We start from the raw sequence: 24,330 nt of genomic DNA on the forward strand, positions 1-24,330 counted from the left end.
TCCGTGAATTAGCAGTTTTGTCTGTCGGAACCGAGCCTCTAACGGCGTTGCGGCGTTCGGTTTTCGGATCTGCCTCGGTTTGAAACGCGCCGCGCGCGGTGTGCTTGAGCTTCCCGGCCAGCCGGCCCATCGTTCCTGCAACGACAAGAGACGGGGGGAGACGTCATGCGCAGGTGGATTGCGATCGTGCTGGCTTGGGCGCTGGTGCTGGGCGGGGCCTACCTCGCCAGCCGGATCCAGACCGCCGCCGGCGCCGTGACGGTTTCGGAAGTGCGCGTCCTGGCTCAGCCGGGCGTCGAGGTGTCCGGGCTGCTCTACCGGCCCGCCACGGCCACGCCGCAGTCGCCCGCGCCCGCGGTGCTGGTCAGCCACGGCTACATCAACACCCGCGAGATGCAGAGCCCGTTCGCCATCGAGCTGTCGCGTCGGGGCTATGTGGTGCTGGCCATGGACATGACCGGCCATGGCTATTCGGGCGGCGTGGTCGGGACGGCGGGCTTCGGCGGGCCCGCGGCGCTGCGGTACCTGAAGTCGCTGCCGTTCGTGGACCGACGCGCCATCGGCCTCGAGGGACATTCCATGGGCGGCGGGCCGGTGATGGCGGCGGCGCTCGCCGATCCCGACGGCTACCGCGCCATCGTGCTGGAAGGCTCGACGCCGGGCCTGCTGGGCGCGCCGGCGCCGGCCAACCCGCGAAATCTCGCCGTGGTGTTCGGCCAGTATGACGAGTTCGCCGGCCTCATGTGGGGCGTCCCGAAAGGCTCCGAGATCGCGGCCTCGCCGAAACTCCAGGCCCTGTTCGGCGTCGCCGAGCCCGTGCAGGCGCGCCGCCTCTACGGCTCCATCGCCGACGGGTCGGCGCGTTGGATGACGAATCCGCCGATCACCCACCCCTGGGAGCACTTCTCCGCCTCCGGCGTCGGGAACGCCGTGGAGTGGTTGCAGCGGGTCATTCCGGCGCCCGCGCCGCGCCCGCCGGCCGATCAGGTCTGGATCTGGAAGGAAGTCGGCACGCTGGTCGCCTTCATTGGGTTCGGCTGGCTGGTGCTGGCGACCTTCGACATGGCCCTGACCGTGCCGCCGCTCCGGGCGCTGGCGCACCCGGGAGAGCCCGCCGCGGAGCGACGCGACAGGAGATGGTGGCTCTGGCTGGTTCTCACCGCGGCCCTGCCGGCGGTCACCTACCTGCCGCTGATGAAGGTGGGCCAGCTCTTCTTCCCGATGCCGGGTCTCGCCCAATGGGTCCACAACCAGCTGCTGGTCTGGGCGCTGGGGACGGCGGCGATCACCGTCGTCCTGGGGCTGGTCCTGAAGACCCGGGCGACGTTCACCAACCGCTGGGGGCTCTCCGCGTTCGCCGCGATCCTCAGCGTCGCGACGGGCTATTTCGCCCTGGTGGTGGTCGACTCCCTCTTCAAGGTCGACTTCCGGTTCTGGGTGGTGGGGCTGAAGCCGCTCAGTCCGGAACGGGCCGCGCAGCTTCCCGCATACCTGCTGCTCTGGACCGTGTTCTTCCTCATCGCCATGCGCGCGTTCTGCGCCCGGATTCCAGTGCGGGGCGAGGGGTGGCTGGCCTCGCTGGCCTGGGCGAAGACGGCGATGGCGGGCGGCTTCCTCGTGCTGGTGGGCTGGCAGTACGCGACGCTCTTCGGGACCGGTCTTCTGGCGACACCGACCGAGCCGCTGAACGTGGTCATCGCCCTCCAGTTCGTGCCGCTGCTGGGGTTCGTCGGCGTGATCGGCGCCTGGACCTGGCGGCGCACCAACTCCTATGTGCCCGGCGCCCTGATCTGCGCCCTGTTCATGAGCTGGTACATCACCGCGGGCACGGCCAACCACTGGGCGCCAGGCTTCGAGTTCCAGGTCCCCGGCGCGGCTACGGCGAAGCGGTGATCCGGTAGGCGCACCGTCGGGCGCCGGCCAGGATGTGGTCGGTACGTTCGATCCGGACGCCGGTCCCCAACACCGCCTCGAACACCGCCTGTTCGGCGCGGCAGAATCCCTGGCAGGCGGCCGCCGCCGCGCAGATCGGGCAGTGGTTCTCCACGAGGAGGAAGCCGCCGCCAGGGTCCGGCGACCAGTCGGCCATATAGCCTTCCGCCGTCCGGATCTCGGCCAGGGCCGCCACGCGGTCCTGGAGGGTGTTCTGATGCGCCATCGTCTCGGCATAGGCGCGCGCCGTGGCCGCCTCGCGTCTTGAGATCAACCGCTCCACGCCCGCCTCGCCGAACTCGGCCCGCAGGGCGTCAAGCATCTCGACGGTCAACTGGGCGTGGGCGTCGGGAAAGCGGCCTTGCGCCTTGTCGGTCAAGGACCAGAGCCGCCGCGGCCGGCCCACGCCGCGACGTTCGTCCTGGTGGGTCACGAGGCCCTCTGCGGCCAGCCGTTCGAGGTGCTGCAACGCCGCCTGGCGGCTGATCCCTAGCTCGCCGGCGAGCGTCAGGGTCTCGCTGGGACCGCGCGATTTGAGGTGAAACAGGATACGGTCGGCCGGCGCGCGCATTTGACAATAATCTCATTGCAAAATATCTGCCGCCCGTCCAGCTAATTCGACATGTCCGAGGTTGTCAAAATGGAGTCCGCCCGCGCCAATACCTGGGGCGACCTGCTGGGCGAGGGGCGTCTGCCGCGCTTCGCGGTGATCATGCTGGGCGTCTGGCTGAATGCGGCCGACAGCCTCGTCACCTCCACCATCCTGCCGAGCGTGGGGCGTGACCTGGGCGGGTTCGCCTATTTCTCCTGGGCGACCGCCGGCTTCTTCGTCGGGGCGATCCTCGCGGGGGCCAGCGCCGGCCGGGTCTCGGAAATCTTCGGCCTGCGCCGGGCCACGGCGTTCGGCGGCGTGGTCATGGCCCTGGGCTGTGTGATGAGCGCTGCTGCGTCAGACATCGGCCTCTTCCTGGCCGGGCGGGTTGTCCAGGGCCTGGGCAGCGGCTGGATCTCCGGCTTCGCCATGGTCGCTATCGCATTCCTGTTCCCGGAGCGGCATCTGGCGCGCGTCTTTGCGGCGGTCACCTTCGTCTGGGGCATCGCCACCGTGCTGGGACCGCTGTTCGGCGGCCTCGTGGTCGAAAGCGGGGACTGGCGCGATGTCTTCTGGCTGTTCGCCGTGCAGGCGGTGGTGTTCAGCGTGGCCGCGCCCCTGCTGCTGGGCGGCCGTGGCGAGGCCCGCGGCGGTCCGGGCGTCCCGTGGCCACAGCTCGGCGTACTGAGCCTGGGGGTGGGCGCCATTGCGGTCGCCGATCTCGCGGGCTCGGCCGCAGGCTCGGTATCGCTGGTGCTCGCGGGCCTCGCGATCCTGGCGCTGGTGGTCTGGATGGACGGCCGCGCGCCCATCAGGCTGCTGCCGATCGGCGCTTCCGACCTGCGGACGGTCTGCGGCTCGGGCTATTTCGCAGGCTTCGCCATGACGGCGGCCTCGATGGGCTTCGCCATCTACGGGCCGCCCATCCTCCAGCAGCTCCGCGGTTTTTCGCCGCTCTGGGCCGGCTATGTGGTGGCCGTGGAATCGCTCGCCTGGACCGTGTCCGCCATCGCCGTGGCCGGGGCGGTGGGGGCCTGGGACCGGCGCTGGACGCGCATCGGCGCGCTGATGCTCGTGGCCAGCCTGCTCGTCCTGGCCTGGGCGATGGCGGACGCGCACCTGGCGTTCGTGCTGCTCGGCGGATCGCTGCTCGGTGCGGCCTTTGGCCTCTCCTGGGCGTTCATGAGCCGTCGGATCATGGCGGCGTTGTCGGACGAGGACCGCGCCATCGGCTCGTCCGCCATCACGGCCGTCCGCCAGACCGGCGGCGCCGCGGGCGCGGCGATCTCGGGCGTGGCGGCGAATCTGGTCGGCTTTTCAGGGGGACTCACGGACGCCAGCGCCCGCGCGGCTTCCGTCTGGGTCTTCGTTGCGGTCATTCCTCTGGCTGTAGCCGGCGCCTGGGCGGCGTTTCGGCTGACCCGGGATGACGCCTCCGCGGGACGATGACGCGAGCAGATGCAACCGTTCGTCGCATTGATGAATCGATGTTATGTCGAATAGAGCTTCGGCATGGAGCCCGCTCGCCATACCGGTCTTTCCTCTGCCGCCATGGTGGTCGGAAAAGATCTTCTGCTCGACCTGATCGAGGCCACGCGTGGCGACCTGGATGCGGTGGACACGCTGATCTGGGTCAGCATCGTCCAGGCCAATCTCGGTCCGGTCATGGCGCGCAGCGATCTCGAAAGCGCCTATGCGGTGCAGCCGCCACCCGACGAACTGCGTCGGCCGATCAGCGTTGCAGCCCTGGCGGGGGCCACCGGCCTGCCTTTCGAGACCGTGCGCCGCCGCGTGGCCCGCCTGCGCGATCGCGGTCGGTGCGAGATCGGCCCGGATGGCGTGATCGTTCCGCAGCGGTCCCTGGAGACCCCCGCCCACGCGGCGGTGATCATGGACAACTACCGTGTGCTGCAGAGGACGTTCCGCCGACTGGAGGTTCTCGGGTTCTTCGATGGGCAAGCCTGGCCGGCGACAGCGTGGCGTCCTGGCGACCCGCCGCCCCTCCGCGCGTCGGTTCGGCACTCGGCCGACTACTGCCTGCGGATCGTCGATCAGCTGCGTGTGCGGACAGGCGACGTGCTGAACGGACTGATCCTGTTCCAGCTCGTGCGGGAGACCACCGCGGCGCTCGGCGACAGCCGTGACCGCTTCCAGCAGCCGAATGGTCCGGCCCTGGCGCCGGACGCCGTGAAGACGCCTGTGGGGGCCAGCCTGATCGCGGAACGCCTGCGGGTGGATCGCGAGACCGTCCGCCGACGGCTGGTCAGCCTCACGGCCGAGGGCCTGGTGGCGCGCCGTGGCGCCGGCTACATCCTGCCCGTCGAGAGCATGATGCGGCTGAAGACCGACGAACTGATCGAGGTCAACGACGCCAACCTGCGCCGTCTCTACCGGGGCCTCGCAAAGGTAGGCGCCATCGAGGCCTGGCGCGCGGAAGCGGAATCGGCGGCGGCCGCCTGAGGCTCAACGACCGCGCGACATACCCCGTTCAGACCGTCAGAGCTGGTCCAGGCCATAGGCGGCGTGCAGGGCGCGCACGGCCAGCTCGGTATAGGCCGCGTCGATCAGCACGCTGATCTTGATCTCCGACGTCGAGATCACCTGGATGTTGACGCCCTTCTCGGCCAGCGCCTGGAACATGGTCTTGGCGACGCCGGTGTGGCTGCGCATGCCGACGCCGATCACCGACACCTTGGCGACGTCCTCGTTCACCCGCACGTCCTCGAAGCCGATCTGCGGCTGGGCGGCGCGGATGATCTCGACGGCCCGCTGGGCGTCTCGCTTGCCCACCGTGAACTCCATGTTCGCGGTGTCGGCTGTGCGAGCGTGGCTCTGGACGATCATGTCCACGTTCACGTTCGCGTCGGCCAGCGCGCCGAAGACCATCGACGAGACGCCGGGATGGTCGGGCAGGCCGAAGAGGCTGATCTTCGCCTCGTCGCGGCTGTAGGCCACGCCGCTCACGATCCGCTTCTCCACGATCTCCTCCTCGTCGCACACGATGGTGCCCTGGCCGGGCGCTTCGCCGGGCTCGACAAAACTGGACAGCACCCGGACGGGCACATTGTAGGCCATGGCCATCTCGACCGAGCGGGTCTGCAGAACCTTGGCGCCGAGCGAGGCCATCTCCAGCATCTCCTCGTAGGAGATCTTGGCCAGCTTCTTAGCCTTGGATTCGATCCGCGGGTCGGTCGTGTAGACGCCGTCCACGTCGGTGTAGATGTCGCACGCGCAGCCGAGCGCGGCGGCGATGGCCACGGCGCTGGTGTCCGAGCCGCCGCGGCCCAGGGTGGCGATGCGGCCGTCGCGGGTCACGCCCTGGAACCCCGCGATCACGGCCACCTCGCCGGCGTCGAGCGCTGCGCCCAGCTTCTCGGGCGGGATGTCGTCGATGCGGGCGCGACCGTGGGCGTCGTCGGCGATGATCGGGATCTGCCAACCCATCCACGAGCGCGCGGGCAGGCCCATGTTGCGCAGGGTCATGGCCAGGAGGCCGGCGGTCACCTGCTCGCCCGACGCGACCACCACATCGTATTCGTCGTCCGACGGCGGCAGGCCCTGGGCGGCCGCGCCGGCGCCGTCGGTCCAGGCCACCAGCTCGTTGGTCTTGCCGGCCATGGCCGAGACCACCACCGCCACCTTGTGGCCCGCAGCCACCTCGGCCGCCACGAGCCGCCCCACGCGCCGGATACGCTCCAGGTCGGCCACCGAAGTGCCGCCGAATTTCATAACCAGCCGGGACATGGCTCTCGCGTGTTGCTGCGCCGCCGAAGGGCGGTGCGTCATAGCGGCCAGGATGCAGAGCCGCAACGGCGAGATTCTGCCCTCTTGGCGCATCTTGTCACGGCGCCAGGGGCAAAGACTGCCTCAATGCTCCGGCAGCGAGCGCCGAGGCGCCTCTTTCGGGTTTTTCGCGCGGCCGTTCCGACCTAGAACGCGCCCATGGCCGTCTCCTCCATCGATCCCGCCGAGGTCGAACGCTTCTCGCGCATCGCCGCCGAGTGGTGGGACCCCAAGGGCAAGTTCGCGCCCCTGCACAAGTTCAACCCCGTCCGCCTGGCCTTCATCCGCGACCAGGCGCTCTATCGCTTTGGCCGCGATCCGAAAGCCCGCCGCCCGTTCGAGGGCCTGCGCCTGCTCGACATCGGCTGCGGCGGGGGGCTGCTGTCAGAGCCGATGACGCGGCTCGGCTTCGCCGTCACCGGGGTGGACGCCTCGGAGCGCAACATCGCCACCGCCGCGACCCATGCGGCCGAACAGGGTCTCGAGATCGACTATCGCGCCTCGACCGCCGAGGCCCTGCTCGAGGCCGGCGAGCCGCCGTTTGACGTGATCCTCAACATGGAGGTGATCGAGCACGTGGCCGATCCGGGCGAGTACCTCCGCGCCTGCGCCCGCCTGCTGAAGCCCGGTGGCCTGATGATCGTGGCCACCATGAACCGCACGCTGAAGGCCTTTGCCCTGGCCAAGGTCGGCGCCGAGTACGTCCTGCGCTGGCTGCCCGCCGGCACCCACGACTGGTCCAGGTTCCTGAAACCCGCCGAAATCCGCGACTTCCTGTCCGGCGAGCCCGTAGAGGTGGACGGACCCTACGGCGTCGTGTTCAACCCGCTCACCGGCCGGTGGACGGAATCGACCGACACGGACGTGAACTACATGATGACGGTGGTGCGCGACGCAGCCTAGGCGCGCGCCGGGGCTTGGGGGCCTCCAGGAGCAGACATGCCTTCGCTACGGGTGCTCAGCCATGCCTTCCGCGCCTGGCGGCGGAATCGCCGGTGGGCCAAGCACGAGCCCGAGACGCCGTATCTCGCGGATCTGCTGTCGGGCGTGCCCGTCTGCCTGCACGTCGGCGCCAGCGACGGCCGCCATTCCTATGTGATGACCCAGGTGGCGCCCAAGGCGCGCATCTGGGCCTTCGAGCCGTCGGCCTTCGCCTTCGAGGTGCTGAAGACCACCATCGCCTGGCACCGGATCGGCCGGCAGGTGACCCCGATCCACGCCGCCGTCGCCGACCAGCCGGGCGAACTGCTGCTGGTCACGCCGAAGAAGACCTCCGGGCGCATGGGTCGCGCCTACGCCTACGTCGCCGAGACCCGCCCCAACGGCCCGGCGCGGCCGGACCTCGAGGACACCGGCATGGACGTGCAGCCGACGCCCGTCCTGACTCTCGACGCGTTCTGCCGGGAGCATGGCATCGACAAGGTCGACTTCATCCGCATGGACATCGAGGGCGCCGAGCTGAAGGCCCTGATGGGGGCGCTGGAGATCCTCGACCGCGACCGGCCTCACGTGCTCCTGGAAATCCATCCGGACATGCTCCAGGCCCGCTTCGGCGCCTCGGGCGAGGCGGTGCTCGATATCTTCCGCGACCGCGGCTACCGCATGTTCGCCCTCAACGGCGACCGGCTGGAGGAGCGCCAGACCCTGGTCGAGGGGCTGCCCTGGAAGGACTACTTCTTCATCCACCCCAGCAAGGCGGGGCGGCTTCCCGACGGCGTTTTCAAGGCGCGCATGGCCGCCTGAGACGCGCCGGCTCGCCTTGAATACCAAGGTTCGGTAGCCATTGACCCCGGGTCGCGACGGGCGTTTGCTGGCTCCCGCTCAGGCCGGGGGCGGCGGGCATGGAGGGGCTGATGCGGGCTCTGACCTTGGCGCTTGCGCTGGCGGCATGCGGGGCGGGCGGCCCTGCAGTGGCTGCGACCTATGTCTTCGAGGCGGATCTGAATGGCGCGAACGAAGCTTCGCCCAATGCCTCTCCCGGGTTCGGCTACAGTCGATTGTACCTCGATACCGATGCGCACACCCTGCGCATCACCGCCGAGTTCCAGGACTTGATCGGGAACACGACCGCCGCCCACGTCCATGGTCCGACGGCGGCCCCCGGCGCCGGCGTGGCGGCTGTGGCCACCCAGACACCCAGCTTCGTTGGCTTCCCCCTCGGCGTGACCGCTGGAAACTGGGACCACACCTTCGACACAACCCAGACCTCGACCTGGAACCTGACCTTCATCAATAACAACGGCGGCACGCCGCTGGGGGCGGAGGCCGCTCTCCTGGTCGCCCTCGAGCAGGGTCGCGCCTATTTCAACATCCATACCGAGGTCTTCCCGGGCGGCGAAATCCGCGGCTTCTATGCGGCGGCTGTGCCTGAGCCGGGGGTCTGGGCGCTGTTGATCGCAGGGTTTGGCCTGGCGGGCGCCGCGCTGCGCCGGAGGGCCGTCGGGGCGTCCGCTTGAGCCTTCCGACCCTGCCGTAGGGGCCGGATTGGTCATCTCCCGCCCGAGTGCTACGCCGGAGGGGAGGGGCGACAGACCCCGGGAGGACCAGGCCATGGACGTGACGGCCGCCATCACCCGCGCCGCCGGCGCGCCGTTCGAATTCGCCACCGTGCGGCTCGACGATCCCCGACCGGATGAGGTGAGGGTTCGCATCGCCGCCGTGGGCGTCTGCCATACCGATCTCGTCGCCCGGGACGGGGCGATGCCGATCGCTTTGCCGGCAGTGTTCGGTCATGAGGGCGCGGGCGTCGTCGACGCGGTGGGCGCGGATGTGACCAAGGTGAAGCCCGGCGACCGGGTGGCCATCACCTTCCGCTCGTGCGGCGCCTGCGACCGGTGCGCCAGCGGCGATCCGGCCTACTGCTACATGATGCCGGCGCTGAACTACATCGGCATGCGGCCCGACGGATCGAAGGCGCTCCACGAGGGGGAGGCGGACGTATCGTCGAACTTCTTCGGCCAGTCGTCGTTCGCCAGCTACGCCCTGGCCTACGAGCGCAACCTGGTGAGGCTGCCCGACGACATCCCGTTCGAGCTCGCCGCGCCGCTCGGTTGCGGCATCCAGACGGGAGCCGGCGGCGTCATGCTGGCCCTCGCCGCGCCGGCAGGCTCGTCGATCCTGATCACCGGGGGCGGCGCGGTGGGGCTATCGGCCGTCATGGGCGCGGCGATCCAGGGCTGTTCGACGATCATCGTGCTGGAGCCGCACGCCGGCCGCCGGGACCTGGCCAAGGCGCTGGGCGCCACCCATGTCCTGGACCCGGCCGCTGGGGACCTGTCCGCCGCGGTCCGGACCGTTCTTCCGCACGGCGTCGACTACGCGTTCGACACGACAGGGCGTCCCGACGTGCTTGGCGCCATCATGGGCTGCCTGGCGCCCAAGGGCGTGCTCGGCGTCGTCGGCATCCCGCCGCCCGGTACGCCGCTGCCGGGCGACATGGGCTCGGTCCTCACCTTCGGCCAGACGGTGCGTGGCATCATCGAGGGCGACAGCGATCCCGACGAATTCCTGCCCCGGCTGATCGACGAATGGCGCGCCGGGCGCCTGCCCCTGGAAAAGCTGGTGAAGACCTGGCCCTTCGCCGAGATCAACGCCGCCATCGAGGCCCAGCACCATGGCGACTGCGTGAAGGTGGTGCTGACGCTCTGAGCCGCCGCTCCTTCCGTGTAAGCTGCCGCCAACCAAACGAGGGGAAGGAAGCCACCGCATGCTCGCACTGATGATGGACCGGCCGCTGACGCTGCCGTCGATCCTGGAGCATGCAGCGCTCTATCACCCCGACCGGAAGGTCGTGACGCGGACGGTGGAGGGACCGATCCACCGCTATGGCTACGCCGACTCCCTGGGGCGGGCGAAGCAGATGGCCAAGGCCCTGCTGGCCATGGGGGTGAAGCCCGGCGACCGGGTCGCGACCCTGGCCTGGAGCACCCATCGCCACTTCGAGCTCTACTTCGCCGTCACCGGCATCGGGGCGGTGCTGCACACCATCAATCCGCGCCTGCACGACGACCAGATCGTCTGGGTCGCCCGTCATGCCGAGGACGGCGTCCTCTTCTTCGACATCACCTTCGCCGACCAGGTGGCGGCCCTCGCGCCGCGGATCCCGAGCGTGCGCAAGCTGGTGGCCATGACCGATAGGGCCCATGCGCCGGAGGTGCCGGGGGCGCTGGTCTACGAGGACCTGATCGCCTCCGAGACGCCCGAGTTCGAGTGGCCGGCGATCGACGAGCGGCAGGCCTCGGGCCTCTGCTACACCTCGGGGACCACGGGCAATCCCAAGGGCGTGCTCTACGGCCATCGCTCGACGGTCCTGCACGCCCTGGCGCTGGCGCTGCCCGACGCCTTCGACCTCTCGGCCCGGGACGTCGTCCTGCCCTGCGCCCAGATGTACCACGCCAACGCCTGGTGCACGCCCTACGCCGCGCCGCTGGTGGGGGCGGGGCTCGTGCTCCCGGGCCGACAGCTCGACGGCCCCTCGATCTGTGAGCTGGCGGTGAACGAGGGCGCGACCTTCCTGCTGGGGGTGCCAACCATCTGGGTCGGCGTCCTGGACCACCTGGACCAGACCGGCGGGCGCCTCACGACCGTCCGCAACGTCGCCATCGGCGGCTCGGCGCCGACCGCCGCCCTCATCGACCGGGTGGAAGAGAAATTGGGCGCCACGGTCCGCCAGATCTGGGGGATGACCGAGATGAGCCCGCTCGGCGTCATCAACACCCCGCTGCCGCATCACGCCGGCGAGGATCGCGCCGCCGCCACCCAGCGCAAGCTGAAACAGGGCCGGGGCCTGTGGGGAGTCGACCTCAGGATCATGGGCGATGATGGTCGCGAGCAGCCCCGCGACGGCCGAAGCGCCGGCGCCCTGCAGGTGCGCGGGCCGTGGACCGCCAGCGCCTACTTCAAGCAGGACGGGGCGGCCGCCTTCACCGCCGACGGCTGGTTCGACACCGGCGACATCGCCACCATCGACGCCGAGGGCTACCTGCGCCTCACCGACCGCGCCAAGGACGTGATCAAGTCCGGCGGGGAGTGGATATCGACCCTCGACCTGGAGGACGCGGTCTGTTCGCACCCGGCCGTCGCCATGGCCGCCGCCGTGGGCGTGCCGCATCCGAAGTGGGACGAGCGGCCGCTGCTGCTCGTCACCCTGCGCCCCGGTCACACAGCCGAGCCGGAGGCGCTGAAGGTCCACGTGGCGGAGCGCGTCGCCAAGTGGTGGGTCCCGGACGAGGTGCGGATCGTCGACGCCCTGCCCATCGGGCCCACGGGCAAGGTGCTCAAGCGGGAGCTTCGGGAGACGCTGGCGTCGTCCACGCCTGCGACCTCATGACCATGACGAAAACCTAATCGAACTCTGGCTTGCACCGCGCGTTAGGCCCCCCAGGTGACACTGTAGAGCCAGATGGAGGTCGGGGTGCCGCGCAAGCGTCCGAAAGGTGTTCTCGCCATGGGGTGGGCGGCGGTCGAGGCCGCGGCCAAGGGCCGGACGGAGCACGCGCCCACGTCGGCCGACTACCCGGAGACGGTTGTGCGCCGCACCAGCTTCCTGGCGGGCGGCGGCCACGGCTGGCGCATCTCGGCCATCGAGACTCCGCGCGAGACGCCGCCGCCGTGGAAGATCGTCGTCATCACTGGCGCGCCCTCCTGGGCGGAATACTGGGCCGAGACCCTGGCAGAGCTGCCGCCCGACCGCGAGATGATCGTCGTGGACCGGCCCGGCTACGCCGCCTCCGAGCCGCTGCACCCCGTGACCGACATCCGCGTCCAGGCTGAGGCGCTGGCGCCGGTCCTGAAGGCCGCACGCGGCCAGAAGGTGCTGCTGGTGGGCCAGAGCTATGGCGCCGCCATCGCCTCGATCATGGCCGACCAGAACCCCGGCAAGGTCGCGGGCCTGGTCCTGCTGTCCGGTTTCTTCGGCGAGGCCGGCCCGACGGCCCGCTGGCTGCTGGACCTGGGCGGCAAGGCGCTGAGGATGATTCCCAAGGACCTGCGCCATGCGGTGATCGAGGTCACCGGTCAGAAGCCGCAGCTCCGCCATGCCAAGCGCGCCCTGGGCCGCCTCAATATCCCGATCCACATGATCCACGGCGACAAGGACGACTTCGCCCCGCTGGAGGTGGCCGAACGGCTCGCCGAGGAGACGGTGACCCGCCGTCCGATCCGCGTGGTCCGGACCGAGGGCGCCGACCACTTCCTCAACGACGGCCCGGCCGAGATCCTGCTGGAGGCCATCGAGTCCTGCATCCCGCACAAGGGTCCGGCCTGGACCTTCCGCTGGCCGAAGCTGCCGGCCCTCTGGGCCCCGCGGCTGCCCACGACGGCCTCCGCCGCCTAGGCTAGGAACACGCCCGTCGCGACCGCGAAGCCGACGACCACCAGCCATGGCGGCAGCTTCGCGACCGCCAGGAAGATGAAGGCGCCAGCGAACAGCGCCCAGTCGGCTGGGCGGCGGATCGTCTCCATCAGCACCGGGTCCCAAAGCGCGGCCGCCAGCACGCCGACCACCGTGGCGCCGGCCCCGGCCATGAAGCCCCGGGCCCAGCCCTCCCGCTTCAATCGATCCCAGAAGGGCAGGGCTCCGGTGACCAGGAGCAGGCTCGGAAGAAAGATCGAGAACAGGGCGATGAGCCCGCCGGTGACGCCCCTGGGACCATAGGTCTGGGCCGCGCCGACGAACCCGGCGAAGCTGAAGAGGGGGCCGGGCAGAGCCTGGACCGCGCCGTAGCCGGCCAGGAAGGTGTCGTGGTCCAGCCATCCCGGGGCGACGATCTCACCCTCCAGCAGCGGCAACACCACGTGACCGCCGCCAAAGACCAGCGCGCCGGTCCGATAGAAGACGCTCGCCAGGCCCAGCCCCGGATTGCCGAGAAGCACCGCGAGGACAGGGAGAGTGACCAGCAGGACGACGAAGAGGCCGAGCGCGAAGATCGCCGTCCCGGTGTCGACGGTCTCCACCGCATCGTCCGGGGGCACGGCGCCTCCCACATCCCGCAGCATCAGCGTGCCGAACAGCCCGCCGGCGGCGATCGCCGCGGCCTGGGCGACCGGGGACTGGGCGATCACCAGGCCGATCGTCGCGCCGATGGCGAGCCCGGCCCGCACCGGTCCGACGGCAAGGTTGCGGGCCATCTGCACCACGGCCTGCAGGACCACGGCGGCGGCCGCGATCTTGAGTCCATGAATCCAGCCCTGGCCGAAACGGGCGATGAGTTCGCCTGATGAGAGCGCAAAGAGGATCATGGCCACCGCGGCGGGCAGCGTGAACCCGGCGAATGCCGCCAGGGCGCCGGGCAGTCCGGCGTGGCGCATGCCGATCGCCATGCCGACCTGGCTCGAGGCCGGACCGGGGAGGAAGTTGCACAGGGCGACGAGGTCGGCGTAGGCGGATTCCGAGATCCAGCCCCGACGTTCCACGAACTCGCGCCGGAAGTAGGCAAGGTGCGCCACGGGTCCGCCGAACGCCGTCAGCCCCTGCTTCAGGAAGGCGAAGAATATGTCCAGGGCGGAGACGGCCTTGGCCGGCTGGGCGGCGTCCATGGCCCCTAGATGGAAGGCGGTCGCGCCGATGTCGACCCGTTTGTCGGATAGGGGCTTCCCAGCCGCATCTGAACGGCGATAAGGCTTCATCCAACGATTGTTCGAAGAAGGGGAATGACGCCATGAAGGCTGCTGTGCTGCGCGAAGTGGGCAAGCCGCTTCAGATCGAGGACGTGCAGATCTCGAAGCCGGGTCCGCGGGAGGTGCTGATCCGCACGGCCGCGGCCGGCGTCTGCCACTCCGACCTGCACTTCATCGAGGGCAAGTATCCCCATCCGATGCCCGCCGTGCTGGGCCACGAGAGCGCCGGCGTCGTCGAGGCCGTGGGCTCTGAAGTCCGCAGCGTGAAGCCGGGCGACCATGTCATCACCTGCCTCTCGGCCTTCTGCGGCCACTGCGACCACTGCGTCACCGGCCACATGGCCCGCTGCGTGTCGCCCGAGACCAAGCGCCGCGACGAGGATGAGCCGCGCCTGTCCTCGACCAAGGGCCCGATGCTGCAGTACCTGAACCTTTCGTCCTTCGCCGAGCAGATGCTGATCCACGAGAACGCCTGCGTGGCGATCCGCAAGGACATGCCGCTGGACCGCGCCGCCCTCATCGGCTGTGGCGTGATGACCGGCGTCGGGGCCGTGATCCACACGTCCAACGTCCGCCCGGGCGACACCGTGGCGGTCATCGGCTGCGGCGGCGTGGGCCTGGCGGCGATCAACGGCGCGGCGATCGCCGGCGCCGGCCGGATCATCGCCATCGACATGGCGCCGGGTAAGGAGAACCTCGCCAAGTCCATGGGCGCGACCGACTTCGTCCTCGGCGGTCCGGACGCCGTGAAGACGGTGATCGAGATGACCCGCGGCGGCGTGCAGCACAGCTTCGAGGCGATCGGTCTCGCCGTGACGGCCGAGCAGGCCTTCAACATGCTGGCCCGCGGCGGCACCGCCAACGTCATCGGCATGATCCCGGTCGGCCAGACGATCAGCCTGATGGGCGCGGCCTTCCTCGGCGAAAAGCGCATCCAGGGCTCGCTGATGGGTTCGAACCGCTTCCCGGTCGACATGCCGCGTCTGGTCGACGCCTACATGGCCGGCAAGCTGCACCTGGACGACATGATCAGCCGCCGCATCAAGCTGGAGCAGGTCAACGAGGCGTTCGAGGAAATGAAGACCGGCGCCGTGGCGCGCTCGGTGATCGTCTTCGACGCCTGATCGCCGCGACAGGTCGAACATGGGGCCGCGGCGGAGCAATCCACCGCGGCCTCATTCGTTCTCAACCCGGCTGCTTGGTCTGGATGGATTTCAGGTAGTCGATCACCGCCCGCACGTCGGCCGGCGGGAAGCGGAACTCCGGCATCATCGGGTGGCCCGTGAGCAGGCCCTCGGCCAGGGCCTCGGCGAGCAACTCCGGATCGTAGCGGCGGTGCAACTCGCGCAGCGGCGGCGCGGCGGGCTCGCGGCTGGCGCCCTCCCGGCCGGCGGCATGGCAACCGCCGCAATGGCGGGTCACCAATTCCTCGCCGCGGTCGGCCGGCGGCTGGGCGGCGGCCGGGCCGCCGATGGCGGCGGCGAGGGCAAGGGCAAGAGCGGCGGCGAGTGAGGGGCGCATGGCCTCATGAACGCTCATGGCGGTCGTCTCCACCTTGACCACGGTCAAGCGCTACGCTTCGGCCGCATCACCAGCCAGGGCGTCGGCAGGATCCGCCACTCCCATACGGCCAGAAGCTGGTCCAAGTGGGTCATCTTCTGCAGGAAGGGCGGCATGTCGAAGGTTTTCGGCTGCTGGTCCACGCGGACGATGTCGTGGGTCGGCGAGAACCGGGCGATCATCTCGGCCAGCGCGCCCTTGCGATAGACGTCGTGGGTCTCAACGATGATGCTGATGCCCGCCAGCGCGGGACTCAGGTCCGGGCGCAGGATGTCGAGCTCGGCGCCTTCGGCGTCCACCAGCGCCAGCACGCGTCGCCCGGCGAAGGCTTCGAAGTCGGTCGGCTTGAACTCCCCGCCAATGATGACCCGGTCGGCGACCCCGTTGCGTTGAGCCAGGTCGGCGCAGGCGGCCTGGGCCTTCTCGTCGATATCGTGGGCGAAGATCCGCACACCCGGCATCATGCGCGCTAGGCCAACGGCGTAGTAGCCCTCGGCGCAGCCCACATCGATCACGCAGTCCAAGCCCTCCGCCGCGAAGGCGGCGAAGTGAGGGTGCAGTTCGGATTCGTAGGTCCCGAGCAGCCGCGGAATGAGGGCGCCTTCGGTCGCGGTCCGGACATACTCCATTCCGGCGAACGGGCCGCTCCAGATGACCGCCCCCTGACTCTGCACGAACGTATTGGCCAGCATGATGGCGCGCCATCGCCCGAGGAGGCGCAGCAGCTCGTTGACCACGTTCTGGTCGGGCTCCGGCGGCCAGCCGGCCACCATCCTGCGCACCATTCCGGCGACTTCCGAGGTGAGGCTCATCTTGTCTTCCGCGCGTTCCTTGAACGGGGTTAGGCGCGATGCTTCAGCCCGGCAAGCGGGTGATGCGGAAAGGCGCCTAGCGCGAGAGCCGTCCGCCAGCCGTGCCCGCGGCGAGCGTCGTGGCCGGCGCGCCGCCACCTTCGGCGAGCAGCCCCTCGATCCGCGCCTTTCCGGCCTTGAAGCGGGCCAGTTCTGCGCCCGCCAGGACCGTGCCCTGGGGAACCTTCGCGCCGACCGGATTCACGCGCTGACCGCGCTGCCAGACCTCGTAGTGCAGATGTGGTCCGGTCGACATGCCGGTGGACCCGACGTAGGCCACGACCTGCCCCTGCCGCACCTTCACGCCCGGCCGGATGCCCTTGGCGAAGCGGGAGATGTGGGCATAGCCCGTGTCCCAGCCGCCGGCGTGGCGGATCTGCAGCCAGTTGCCGTAGCCGCGCCAGCGCTGCGACTTGACCACCACGCCGTCCCCGGCCGCCAGGATCGGCGTGCCGTGCCCGGCGCCGAAATCCACGCCCTGGTGAGCGCGGGCGTAGCCCAGGATCGGGTGCCGACGGAGGCCGAACTTCGACGTCAGCCGTGCGCCGTCGATGGGGGTGCGCAGCAGGAAGCCTCGAACGTTCTTCCCATGCTCGTCGAAATACTCGACCTCGCCGTCGTCGCGCTCGAACCGGAAGAACTTGGCGCCGTGGAGCTCGGCGTATTCCAGGTCGCCGCTCTCGATGGTCCGGCCGCTCTCGGTGACCTTCCGGTCGAACACCAGGCGGAAGTCGTCGCCCGGCTGGATGTCGCGCTGGAAGTCGAGCTTGTGGGCGAAGAGCTTGGCCACCTGGGCGGTGATGGCGGGCGTGGCGCCGAGCCGGCGAGCGCTCTCGTAGAGCGAGCCCTGGATCTCGCCGTCGGCCACCGTGGTCTCGCTGCGGACCTTCTCCTGCAGCGCCCGCAGGCGAAGGGCGCCGTCGAAGGTGCGCGACAGGGTGATGGCGGTGGCCGGGTCGGTCCGCATTGACAGGCCGATCAGCCGGGCCGGACGACCGTCGCCGGCCGGTCGCGCCACGGCGGCGTCGAGCGCCAGGCCTGCCTGGATGTTCACCGTGTCCATCGCGCGGCCAAGGGTGGCGACGGCCTGGGCCGCCTCATCGGCGCCGACGCCGGTCCGCTGGACGGCCCGCTCGAGGGTCTCTCCGGGACGGACCTCGATGGAGACCCTCTGCGGGCGCGCGAACCCTGGAAGGACTTCGGCCTGGGTGAAGGCGGCATGCTGCAGCGCCGCCGCGGCTTCCGGCGTCAGGGCCTGGGGAGGCGGCGCGTCGAGCTTGGCGGCCACGTGCCAGCCAGTGACGCCGGCCACAGTGGCGACGGCGACCGCCAACGCCATGCGCGGGCTCCAGCGGCGGCGAACCTTTCGCGGATCGAATTCCTGCATGCGCCCCCGGCTCTCCCCGTTGGCGGGCCCTTCACGGAAGGCCCGGATGCGCCCCCGCGCCCCAGCAGTCGTGTCTCTATTGCCCTGACGCGGCCTTAACCGCCGCCGGGGCCAATTGCCTCAGGCCTCAGAGCAGCCCCAACGCCAGCTCCGCCGGTCGGCAGAGCGCGGCGCCCTTAGGTGTGACCACGATAGGTCGATTCACCAGGATCGGCTCGATGATCATGGCGGCGATGATCGCCTCGTCCGATACGCCCGGATCGGTGAGGCCCAGCTCCTCGGCGTTGGTGCCGCGCACACGCAGGATCTCGTGAGCCTTGGCATCCATCCGCTTCAGCAGGTCCTGGAGCTGTTCGCGGGTCCAGCCAGCCTTGAGATACTCTACGACGGTCGGCTCGACGCCCTTCTCGCGCAGCAGCGCCAGGGTGTTCCGCGAGGTCCCGCAGGCCGGGTTGTGATAGATGGTCACGTCGCTCATGACCCCGGATTAGCCTCCTGCGCTGCGATCACCAAGTGAACGCTCGCGCGCCCGTCACGAAGGTCGAGTCGGAATCGTCCCATGCCATCAGGTCGGTCGGACGGGGCGGAAGGGGCGTCGCCGCGGCCGGCCAGCGGTCGATGCCGGCGACGTACCGCACGTCCAGCCGGCCGGGCTGGGCCGGCTGGATCGTCAGGTCGATGGCCTCGCCCGCGGAGACCCAGTTCACCCGCACCCACTTTCCGGCGGGGAGGGGCGCGCTGGTCGGCACGCCCGCGATGGCGGTGATCTGGGCGGCCGTGCTGGCGCGCACCTGCATTTCCAGCGTACGCGCCTCGGCCGGCGGGGCGGCGGTCAGGCGGAGCGTCCCGGCCGGGTTCCGCTCCAGAGTGATGGACGGGGGCTGCGCCTCCACCGCCCGCGCAGGCGCGCGAAGATGGGGCCGGCGCCACCACCATTGCCGCACCAGCTGAGCGGAGCCGCCGTCGGCGGCGAGGACCTGCTCCGTCCAGCTCGAGCCATCCCCGGGTAGGGCGAAGCGCCAGGCTCGGCCGGTATCGTGCTCGATCTGATAGCCGACGTAGGTGACCTTCGGATGCCGCGGCGACCAGGGATCGTCGGCCCGGACCGAAAGGGTGAGGCCAAGGCCCAGGGCCAGCACGCCGACGCCGACCCAGCGGGCGGGCGACCGCCCCTGGTCGGGCTGGGCCAGGGGCCACAGGACCATGGCGGCGGTGACCATCTGCACCGCGAACAGGGGCATGAGATCCATGCCTTCGAAGGCGAAGTGGGAAAGTCCGCCCTGCCACCCGAGCGCGACCGCCGCCAGCACGACCAGCGTCGCCATGGCGACCACGCCGTGGCGCGCGCTCAGCGCTGTGGCTGCGGCTCCGAGGGCCGCGACGAACAACGGCCAGGCAAGGACAAACGCGGCGGCCGGCGCCAGCGCCTGGAGGATCGCCGTGAGCGCCAGGGCGAAGATCAGGCCGCCTGCCCAGGCGCCCTTCCGGCTCACCGGACGGCCATATGTCGCGGCCCCGATCGCAGCGGCCAGCACGCCGGCGACTAGGCCGATCAGGTCGAGCTGGCCGAACGCGGAGCAGGCGAGCCCGGCGACCAGCGGCACGGCGGCCACCCATCGCCGGGTGCGGGCAAGCTCGGCGGCGCACAGCATCATGAAGCCGAGCGCCGTCAGCATGATCGCCCATTCCCAGGCGACGGACTGCGCCAGCAGGAAGCGCTGCTCCAGGAAGCCGAACTCGGCGCCCGTGAGCCGGCGTGCGAACTGAAGGATGGCCGCTGTGCCGGCGCCGGCGAAGGCGAACGCGCCGGCCCCATGCAGCAGGTCGCGGGCCGGGAACTCGCCCGAGTGCCGGGCCCAGCGAACCGCGAAGACGAGCATCACGCCGATCGCGGCGATCAGCACCCAGCCGAACCATGTCGGATAGGCGAGCAGCACATCCCCGAAGAGATTGGCGTACACGGGCGAGGGGCCGGGATCCGGCAAGTTCGGCGAGAAGGCGATCTCGGACGCCATCGCCAGCGCCTGGGAGCCCATATCCTGCAGTGACCTGCGGTCGAGGTTGGCTGCGGTCGAGGTGGCGCTGTGATAGTCGAACTGGCCGCCGATGATCGCGTAGTTCAGGCCTGGAATGCCCACCCGCAGGCTCTCGGTCAGGTCGGTGTCGTTGGGCATCTTCTCGTAGATCATGACCGCCAGCGACGAGGAGGCCGGGCGTACGGCGGTCTCCTGGAAGACCCGGATGAGGCCGGCGTTCTGCGGGCTGGTCTGGAACATCTGCACCCGGCCTGTGGAGCCGCGCGCCTCGAGGTTCATGACCAGGCCCGTGCGGCGGGCGAGGGGATCGCGCTGGAAGAAATGGTTGGCCCCCAGGAGGCCCGCTTCCTCGCCGTCGGTGATCAGCACGATCACATCCCGCACGGGCGTGCCCCGGGCAGCGATGGCCCGGGCGGTCTCCAGGGCGGCCGCGACGCCCATCAGATCGTCCGCCGCGCCCGGCGATCCGGGGACGCTGTCGTAGTGCGCCATGAGGACGAGGGCAGGCAGGCTCGGGTCGCGCCCGCGCAGGATCCCGACGATGTTCTCGACCCGGCCGGCCAGGATAAGGTCGGGCGCCCGCCGCGGGATCTGAACGCCGACGCCGGGGCGGATCTCGGGCTCCAGGCCGACCCGCAGCATCCGGCCGACGATCGCGTCCCTGACGTTGGCGTTCGCCACCGATCCCACCGGATGCGGGACGGCGGCGAGGAAGTTCACGTCGGCGAACGCCCGCTCGCCTGAAAATTCGGTCTTGGGCGTTCCAACGGGGGCGGATTCCGGGAGTTGCTGCTCGGTGTAGGCGATCCAGGCGCCGGCCACGAGGGCCGCCAGAAGCGCGAGCAGTCGGCCCATGACTCTGCATCCTCCCCGAGTGTTTCGCGGGAGGCTATCCCGCGTCGCCGGAAACGAAAACGCCCGCCGGAAGGGGCGGGCGTCTCGGGGTGTCGATCAGGCCTGAGGTCAGGCGGCGACAGCGCCTTCGTGCGGGTCGCGCAGGACGTAGCCCCGGCCCCACACGGTCTCGATGTGGTGCTTGCCGTCGGCGGCCGCCGCCAGCTTCTTGCGCAGCTTGCAGATGAAGACGTCGATGATCTTCAGCTCGGGCTCGTCCATGCCGCCGTAGAGGTGGTTCAGGAACATTTCCTTGGTCAGGGTGGTGCCCTTCCGCAGGCTGAGGAGTTCCAGCATCTGGTACTCCTTGCCGGTCAGGTGCACGCGGATGCCGTTCACTTCGACCGTCTTGGCGTCGAGGTTGACCACGATGTCGCCGGTCTTGATCACCGACTGGGCGTGGCCCTTCGAACGGCGCACCACGGCGTGGATGCGGGCGACCAGCTCGTCCTTGTGGAACGGCTTGGTCATGTAGTCGTCGGCGCCGCCCGAGAAGGTCTTCACCTTCGTCTCGATCTCGGCGGTGCCCGACAGGATCATGATCGGAGTATTGATCTTGCCGACGCGCAGGGTCCGAAGGACATCCATGCCGCTCATGTCAGGCAGATTCAGGTCCAGAAGGATGAGGTCGTAGTCGTAGATCTTGCCCAGATCGACGCCTTCCTCACCCAGGTCCGTCGTATAGACATTGAAACCTTCGGACTTGAGCATCAACTCAATGCTTTGCGCCGTCGCGCTGTCGTCCTCGATCAACAATACGCGCATCGACCTCTCCTGCCGCGTCCCCGCTATCCCCCGCGAATTCTGGTGAATCCGCCGTGTGGCTCAGCGTTAACCTGCCCTACCGTCCTTTAAGACCGGTTAATGCTGCTGGCCCCACAGCTCGAATCGTTAATCTGATTTTCGAATCGGACTCAAGGCGAGCCGTCGGGCCGTCGAGTCGCACCTGCGTTGAATCTTTCGTGATTGGACGGATCGTTCGAACCGTGGGGCGGGAACGCCTCGCGCCGGAAGGGGTTGTGTCGACGAAGTTGGGCCGGAGATCCTCATGACCGACAATCCCACGACCCTGAACGAGCGCCGATTTCCGATCACCCGCGACCGGTTGAAGCAGGCCGGCGCCGTGCTTCCGGTGCTGCGCCCGGCGCTGCGCTACGTGCCGAAGAATCCCGTCCTGCTGATCGGCGCCGCCGTTCTCGGGGTCGCCGGCGTGATGGCCTGGCGCAACCGCGAGAAGATCGTTCGGTCGACGAGCCCGATGATCGAGGAAGCCAAGGTCAAGGGGCAGGCGCTGATCGACGAAGCGCGCACGCAGGGGGAAGCGCTCATCGACAACGCCAAGGCGACCACCGAAGCCGTGGCGGCCAAGGCGACGCGCAGTCGCCGCAAGGCCGTCCCGCCGCCGCCCGAGGTCCACTGACGCTGCTGGGCCGGCTTGCCTGCGGCCTCGCGCCGCGCCTCGCGCGCGCGTTTTCCGTCTAAGGCGGCGCTTGTTCTTCACACCCCCTTAAGCGTGCCGGCGCACTCTGCGGACTGCAGTTCAAGGGGTGCGCGTGCAGAGCCTGGTCGCCGCGGTCGAGCGGCTCGATCCACTGACGGTTTCCGGCCGCGTCGCGGCGGTGAACGGCCTCCTGATCGAGGCGAGGGGTGGACTGTCGCGGCTCGCCGTCGGCGCCCGCGCCGAGATCGACCGGTTTTCCGACAAGCCTGTCGCGGCCGAAGTCGTCGGCTTCCGCGAGAACCGTGCGCTGCTGATGCCCTTCGGCCCCGTGGAGGGCGTGGCGCCCGGCGCCGAGATCCGCATCCAGCCGCTGGGGTCCGCCGTCCGCCCGACCAAGGCCTGGCTAGGCCGCATCGTTGACGCCTTTGGTGAACCGATCGACGGCAAGGGGCCCTTGCCACAGGGCGTCGCCGCCTATCCCCTGCGCGCCTCGCCGCCTTCCGCACACGCCCGCGCCCGCGTCGGTGAGCGGCTGGACCTGGGCGTGCGGGCGATGAACGTCTTCACCACCTGCTGTCGCGGCCAGCGCCTGGGCGTGTTCGCCGGCTCGGGCGTCGGCAAGTCGGTGCTGCTTTCCATGCTGGCCAAGAACGCGGACTGCGACGCGGTCGTGGTGGGTCTGATCGGCGAGCGGGGCCGCGAGGTCCGCGAGTTCATCGAGGAGACCCTGGGCGAGGAAGGCCTGCGCCGCGCCATCGTGGTCGTGGCCACTTCGGACGAGCCGGCGCTGAAGCGTCGGCAGGCGGCCTATATGACCATGGCCATCGCGGAGTACCTGCGCGACCAGGACATGGAAGTCCTGTGCCTCATGGACTCGGTGACCCGCTTCGCCATGGCCCAGCGCGAGATCGGCCTTGCCGCCGGCGAGCCGCCGACCACCAAGGGCTACACCCCGACGGTCTTCACCGAACTGCCGAAGCTGCTGGAGCGCGCCGGGCCCGGCCCGATCCGACCGGACGGCACGACGGCGGGACCGATTACGGGCCTCTTCACCGTCCTGGTGGACGGCGACGACCACAACGAGCCGATCGCCGACGCGGTCCGAGGCATCCTGGACGGACACATCGTCATGGAGCGGGCGATCGCCGAGCGCGGCCGCTTCCCCGCGATCAATGTCCTGAAGTCGATCAGCCGGACCATGCCGGGCTGCCAGAGCCCCGACGAGCGGGTGGTGGTGAAGCAGGCCCGCGAGGCGCTTTCCGCCTACGCCAACATGGAAGAGCTGATCCGCATCGGCGCCTACCGCGCCGGCGCCGATCCGCTCATCGACCGGGCCATCGCCCTCAATCCCGCCGTCGAGGCGTTCCTCTCGCAGGACCCCCACGACGCCACCAGCCTGGAAGACAGCTTCTCGGGCCTTGCTGATATTCTGGATGGAGCCGCCGCGTGAGTTGGGCCGACTCTCTGATCAAGCTTTCCACCTACGAGGCCGAGGTGCTGCAGAAGCGCTTGGCCGAAATCGTGGACCGGCGGATGGCGTGTGAGATGCGATTGGCGATGCTGGAGGCGGAGGGCGAGGCCGAACTGGCCTTCTCCGACCAGGACGCGACGGCCGGCATCTATCGAGCGGGCTTCTTCGAGGGCCTGAAGCTGCGCAAGGCGAAGGTCCAGTCCGAGATCGACGTCATCCTGCTGGAGGAGCAGGGGGCCCGTGAGGCGCTGGCCGAGGCGTTCGAGGCCCAGAAGAAGTACGAGCACATCGCCGAGGGCATCCGCGTCCAGGCGCGCAAGGTCCAGGGCCAGCGGGAGGCCGCCGCGATGGACGAGATGGGCCTTCGGAAGAAGGCCGCCAGCTGACCTACTTGCCCTGCCGGGCGCGCTCGGCTTCCACGTCCTGGCGGAGGGCGTGCAGGTCCTCGCTGATCTTGAAGATCGTGACGTAGAACTCGCAGAAGGCGCGCCAGAGCAGCACGGCGACGAAGACCCCGATCAGGCCGACGCCGAGCACGGCGAGGGCCAGAAGAATGCCCCAGCCGCCTTCGCGGATCGCGACGCCCACCGATGCGCCGACAATCCCGAACGCCATCACGCCGATGATGCCAAGGCCGGCCCAATAGACCAGGTGCACGACCGACCCGGTGACCAGGCGTTCGAAGGTCAGCAGGTCCCAAAGGAACTCGCCGTTCCGACCCTGGGGCCGCTGTAGAGGTCGCCGCATCCGATATCCGAGACTCAGG

23 protein-coding genes are annotated in these 24,330 nt (G+C 69.7%); 13 read left to right on the forward strand and 10 right to left on the reverse strand.

Annotated features, from left to right (window positions below; genetic code table 11):
- Positions 1-165 precede the first annotated feature (165 nt).
- Positions 166-1,893, forward strand: coding sequence for an alpha/beta hydrolase (locus DJ019_RS15140; RefSeq protein WP_111276906.1), 1,728 nt, complete (start codon positions 166-168; stop codon positions 1,891-1,893).
- Here DJ019_RS15140 and DJ019_RS15145 read toward each other — a convergent pair.
- A complete protein-coding gene (locus DJ019_RS15145) occupies positions 1,877-2,503 on the reverse strand; it encodes a helix-turn-helix transcriptional regulator (RefSeq protein ID WP_111276907.1) in 627 nt (208 codons plus the stop codon). The genes DJ019_RS15140 and DJ019_RS15145 overlap by 17 nt on opposite strands.
- A gap of 69 nt (positions 2,504-2,572) precedes the next feature.
- Between DJ019_RS15145 and DJ019_RS15150 the strand changes: the two genes are divergently transcribed.
- Positions 2,573-3,973, forward strand: coding sequence for an MFS transporter (locus DJ019_RS15150; RefSeq protein WP_111276908.1), 1,401 nt, complete (start codon positions 2,573-2,575; stop codon positions 3,971-3,973).
- Positions 3,974-4,036: 63 nt separating this feature from the next.
- Positions 4,037-4,984: an HTH domain-containing protein gene (locus DJ019_RS15155; RefSeq protein ID WP_111276909.1), complete on the forward strand. Its 948-nt coding sequence runs from the start codon at positions 4,037-4,039 to the stop codon at positions 4,982-4,984.
- Positions 4,985-5,020: 36 nt separating this feature from the next.
- On the opposite strand, the gene DJ019_RS15160 is transcribed toward DJ019_RS15155, so the two are convergent.
- Positions 5,021-6,268, reverse strand: a complete 1,248-nt coding sequence (locus tag DJ019_RS15160) for an aspartate kinase (protein WP_111276910.1) — start codon at positions 6,266-6,268, stop codon at positions 5,021-5,023.
- Positions 6,269-6,466: 198 nt separating this feature from the next.
- Here DJ019_RS15160 and ubiG point away from each other — a divergent pair, with 198 nt between their 5' ends.
- The 6 genes from ubiG (at position 6,467) to DJ019_RS15190 (ending at position 12,641) form a co-directional block, all read left to right on the forward strand.
- A complete protein-coding gene (ubiG, locus tag DJ019_RS15165) occupies positions 6,467-7,210 on the forward strand; it encodes a bifunctional 2-polyprenyl-6-hydroxyphenol methylase/3-demethylubiquinol 3-O-methyltransferase UbiG (RefSeq protein ID WP_111276911.1) in 744 nt (247 codons plus the stop codon).
- A 36-nt stretch (positions 7,211-7,246) separates the two neighbouring features.
- The gene (locus DJ019_RS15170) at positions 7,247-8,050 is read left to right on the forward strand and encodes an FkbM family methyltransferase (protein ID WP_111276912.1); all 804 of its coding nucleotides are present in this window, start codon (positions 7,247-7,249) and stop codon (positions 8,048-8,050) included.
- Positions 8,051-8,160: 110 nt separating this feature from the next.
- The gene (locus DJ019_RS15175) at positions 8,161-8,763 is read left to right on the forward strand and encodes a CHRD domain-containing protein (protein ID WP_111277094.1); all 603 of its coding nucleotides are present in this window, start codon (positions 8,161-8,163) and stop codon (positions 8,761-8,763) included.
- A 94-nt stretch (positions 8,764-8,857) separates the two neighbouring features.
- Entirely contained in the window at positions 8,858-9,955 is a 1,098-nt protein-coding gene (locus DJ019_RS15180; RefSeq protein ID WP_111276913.1) for an NAD(P)-dependent alcohol dehydrogenase, read from the forward strand.
- 58 nt (positions 9,956-10,013) lie between these two features.
- Positions 10,014-11,636 carry a long-chain fatty acid--CoA ligase gene (locus DJ019_RS15185; RefSeq protein WP_111276914.1) on the forward strand — a complete coding sequence of 541 codons (1,623 nt, stop codon included), beginning with the start codon at positions 10,014-10,016 and terminating at the stop codon, positions 11,634-11,636.
- An 84-nt stretch (positions 11,637-11,720) separates the two neighbouring features.
- Positions 11,721-12,641: an alpha/beta fold hydrolase gene (locus DJ019_RS15190; protein ID WP_165844031.1), complete on the forward strand. Its 921-nt coding sequence runs from the start codon at positions 11,721-11,723 to the stop codon at positions 12,639-12,641.
- On the opposite strand, the gene chrA is transcribed toward DJ019_RS15190, so the two are convergent.
- Positions 12,638-13,843, reverse strand: a complete 1,206-nt coding sequence (gene chrA, locus DJ019_RS15195; protein ID WP_111277095.1) for a chromate efflux transporter — start codon at positions 13,841-13,843, stop codon at positions 12,638-12,640. The genes DJ019_RS15190 and chrA overlap by 4 nt on opposite strands.
- Positions 13,844-13,965: 122 nt before the next feature.
- Between chrA and DJ019_RS15200 the strand changes: the two genes are divergently transcribed.
- On the forward strand, positions 13,966-15,048 hold the full coding sequence (locus tag DJ019_RS15200) for a Zn-dependent alcohol dehydrogenase (protein WP_111276916.1): 1,083 nt from the start codon (positions 13,966-13,968) through the stop codon (positions 15,046-15,048).
- A 61-nt stretch (positions 15,049-15,109) separates the two neighbouring features.
- Here DJ019_RS15200 and DJ019_RS15205 read toward each other — a convergent pair whose 3' ends face one another.
- The 6 genes from DJ019_RS15205 to ctrA form a co-directional block, all read right to left on the reverse strand.
- Complete coding sequence (locus DJ019_RS15205; RefSeq protein WP_240606515.1) at positions 15,110-15,487, reverse strand: c-type cytochrome; 378 nt, start codon at positions 15,485-15,487, stop codon at positions 15,110-15,112.
- A gap of 2 nt (positions 15,488-15,489) precedes the next feature.
- Positions 15,490-16,296, reverse strand: coding sequence for a class I SAM-dependent methyltransferase (locus DJ019_RS15210; protein WP_111276917.1), 807 nt, complete (start codon positions 16,294-16,296; stop codon positions 15,490-15,492).
- Between the two features lie 76 nt (positions 16,297-16,372).
- Positions 16,373-17,722: a M23 family metallopeptidase gene (locus tag DJ019_RS15215; RefSeq protein ID WP_111276918.1), complete on the reverse strand. Its 1,350-nt coding sequence runs from the start codon at positions 17,720-17,722 to the stop codon at positions 16,373-16,375.
- 127 nt (positions 17,723-17,849) lie between these two features.
- On the reverse strand, positions 17,850-18,200 hold the full coding sequence (arsC, locus tag DJ019_RS15220) for an arsenate reductase (glutaredoxin) (protein ID WP_111276919.1): 351 nt from the start codon (positions 18,198-18,200) through the stop codon (positions 17,850-17,852).
- Between the two features lie 28 nt (positions 18,201-18,228).
- Positions 18,229-20,613: a M20/M25/M40 family metallo-hydrolase gene (locus DJ019_RS15225; protein WP_111276920.1), complete on the reverse strand. Its 2,385-nt coding sequence runs from the start codon at positions 20,611-20,613 to the stop codon at positions 18,229-18,231.
- A 108-nt stretch (positions 20,614-20,721) separates the two neighbouring features.
- Positions 20,722-21,417, reverse strand: coding sequence for a response regulator transcription factor CtrA (gene ctrA, locus DJ019_RS15230; protein ID WP_111276921.1), 696 nt, complete (start codon positions 21,415-21,417; stop codon positions 20,722-20,724).
- Positions 21,418-21,700: 283 nt separating this feature from the next.
- Between ctrA and DJ019_RS15235 the strand changes: the two genes are divergently transcribed.
- The 3 genes from DJ019_RS15235 (at position 21,701) to DJ019_RS15245 (ending at position 23,950) form a co-directional block, all read left to right on the forward strand.
- Positions 21,701-22,072: a hypothetical protein gene (locus DJ019_RS15235; RefSeq protein ID WP_111276922.1), complete on the forward strand. Its 372-nt coding sequence runs from the start codon at positions 21,701-21,703 to the stop codon at positions 22,070-22,072.
- A 133-nt stretch (positions 22,073-22,205) separates the two neighbouring features.
- Entirely contained in the window at positions 22,206-23,543 is a 1,338-nt protein-coding gene (fliI, locus tag DJ019_RS15240) for a flagellar protein export ATPase FliI (protein ID WP_111277097.1), read from the forward strand.
- Positions 23,540-23,950 (forward strand): flagellar export protein FliJ, encoded by a 411-nt coding sequence (locus DJ019_RS15245; protein WP_111276923.1) that lies wholly within the window; start codon positions 23,540-23,542, stop codon positions 23,948-23,950. Before fliI ends, DJ019_RS15245 begins: the two co-directional genes overlap by 4 nt.
- A gap of 1 nt (position 23,951) precedes the next feature.
- Here DJ019_RS15245 and DJ019_RS15250 read toward each other — a convergent pair whose 3' ends face one another.
- Entirely contained in the window at positions 23,952-24,311 is a 360-nt protein-coding gene (locus DJ019_RS15250; RefSeq protein WP_111276924.1) for a DUF4282 domain-containing protein, read from the reverse strand.
- Positions 24,312-24,330 lie beyond the last annotated feature (19 nt).

Source organism: Phenylobacterium kunshanense, from assembly GCF_003254525.1.
GTDB classification, from domain to species: Bacteria; Pseudomonadota; Alphaproteobacteria; order Caulobacterales; family Caulobacteraceae; genus Phenylobacterium; species Phenylobacterium kunshanense.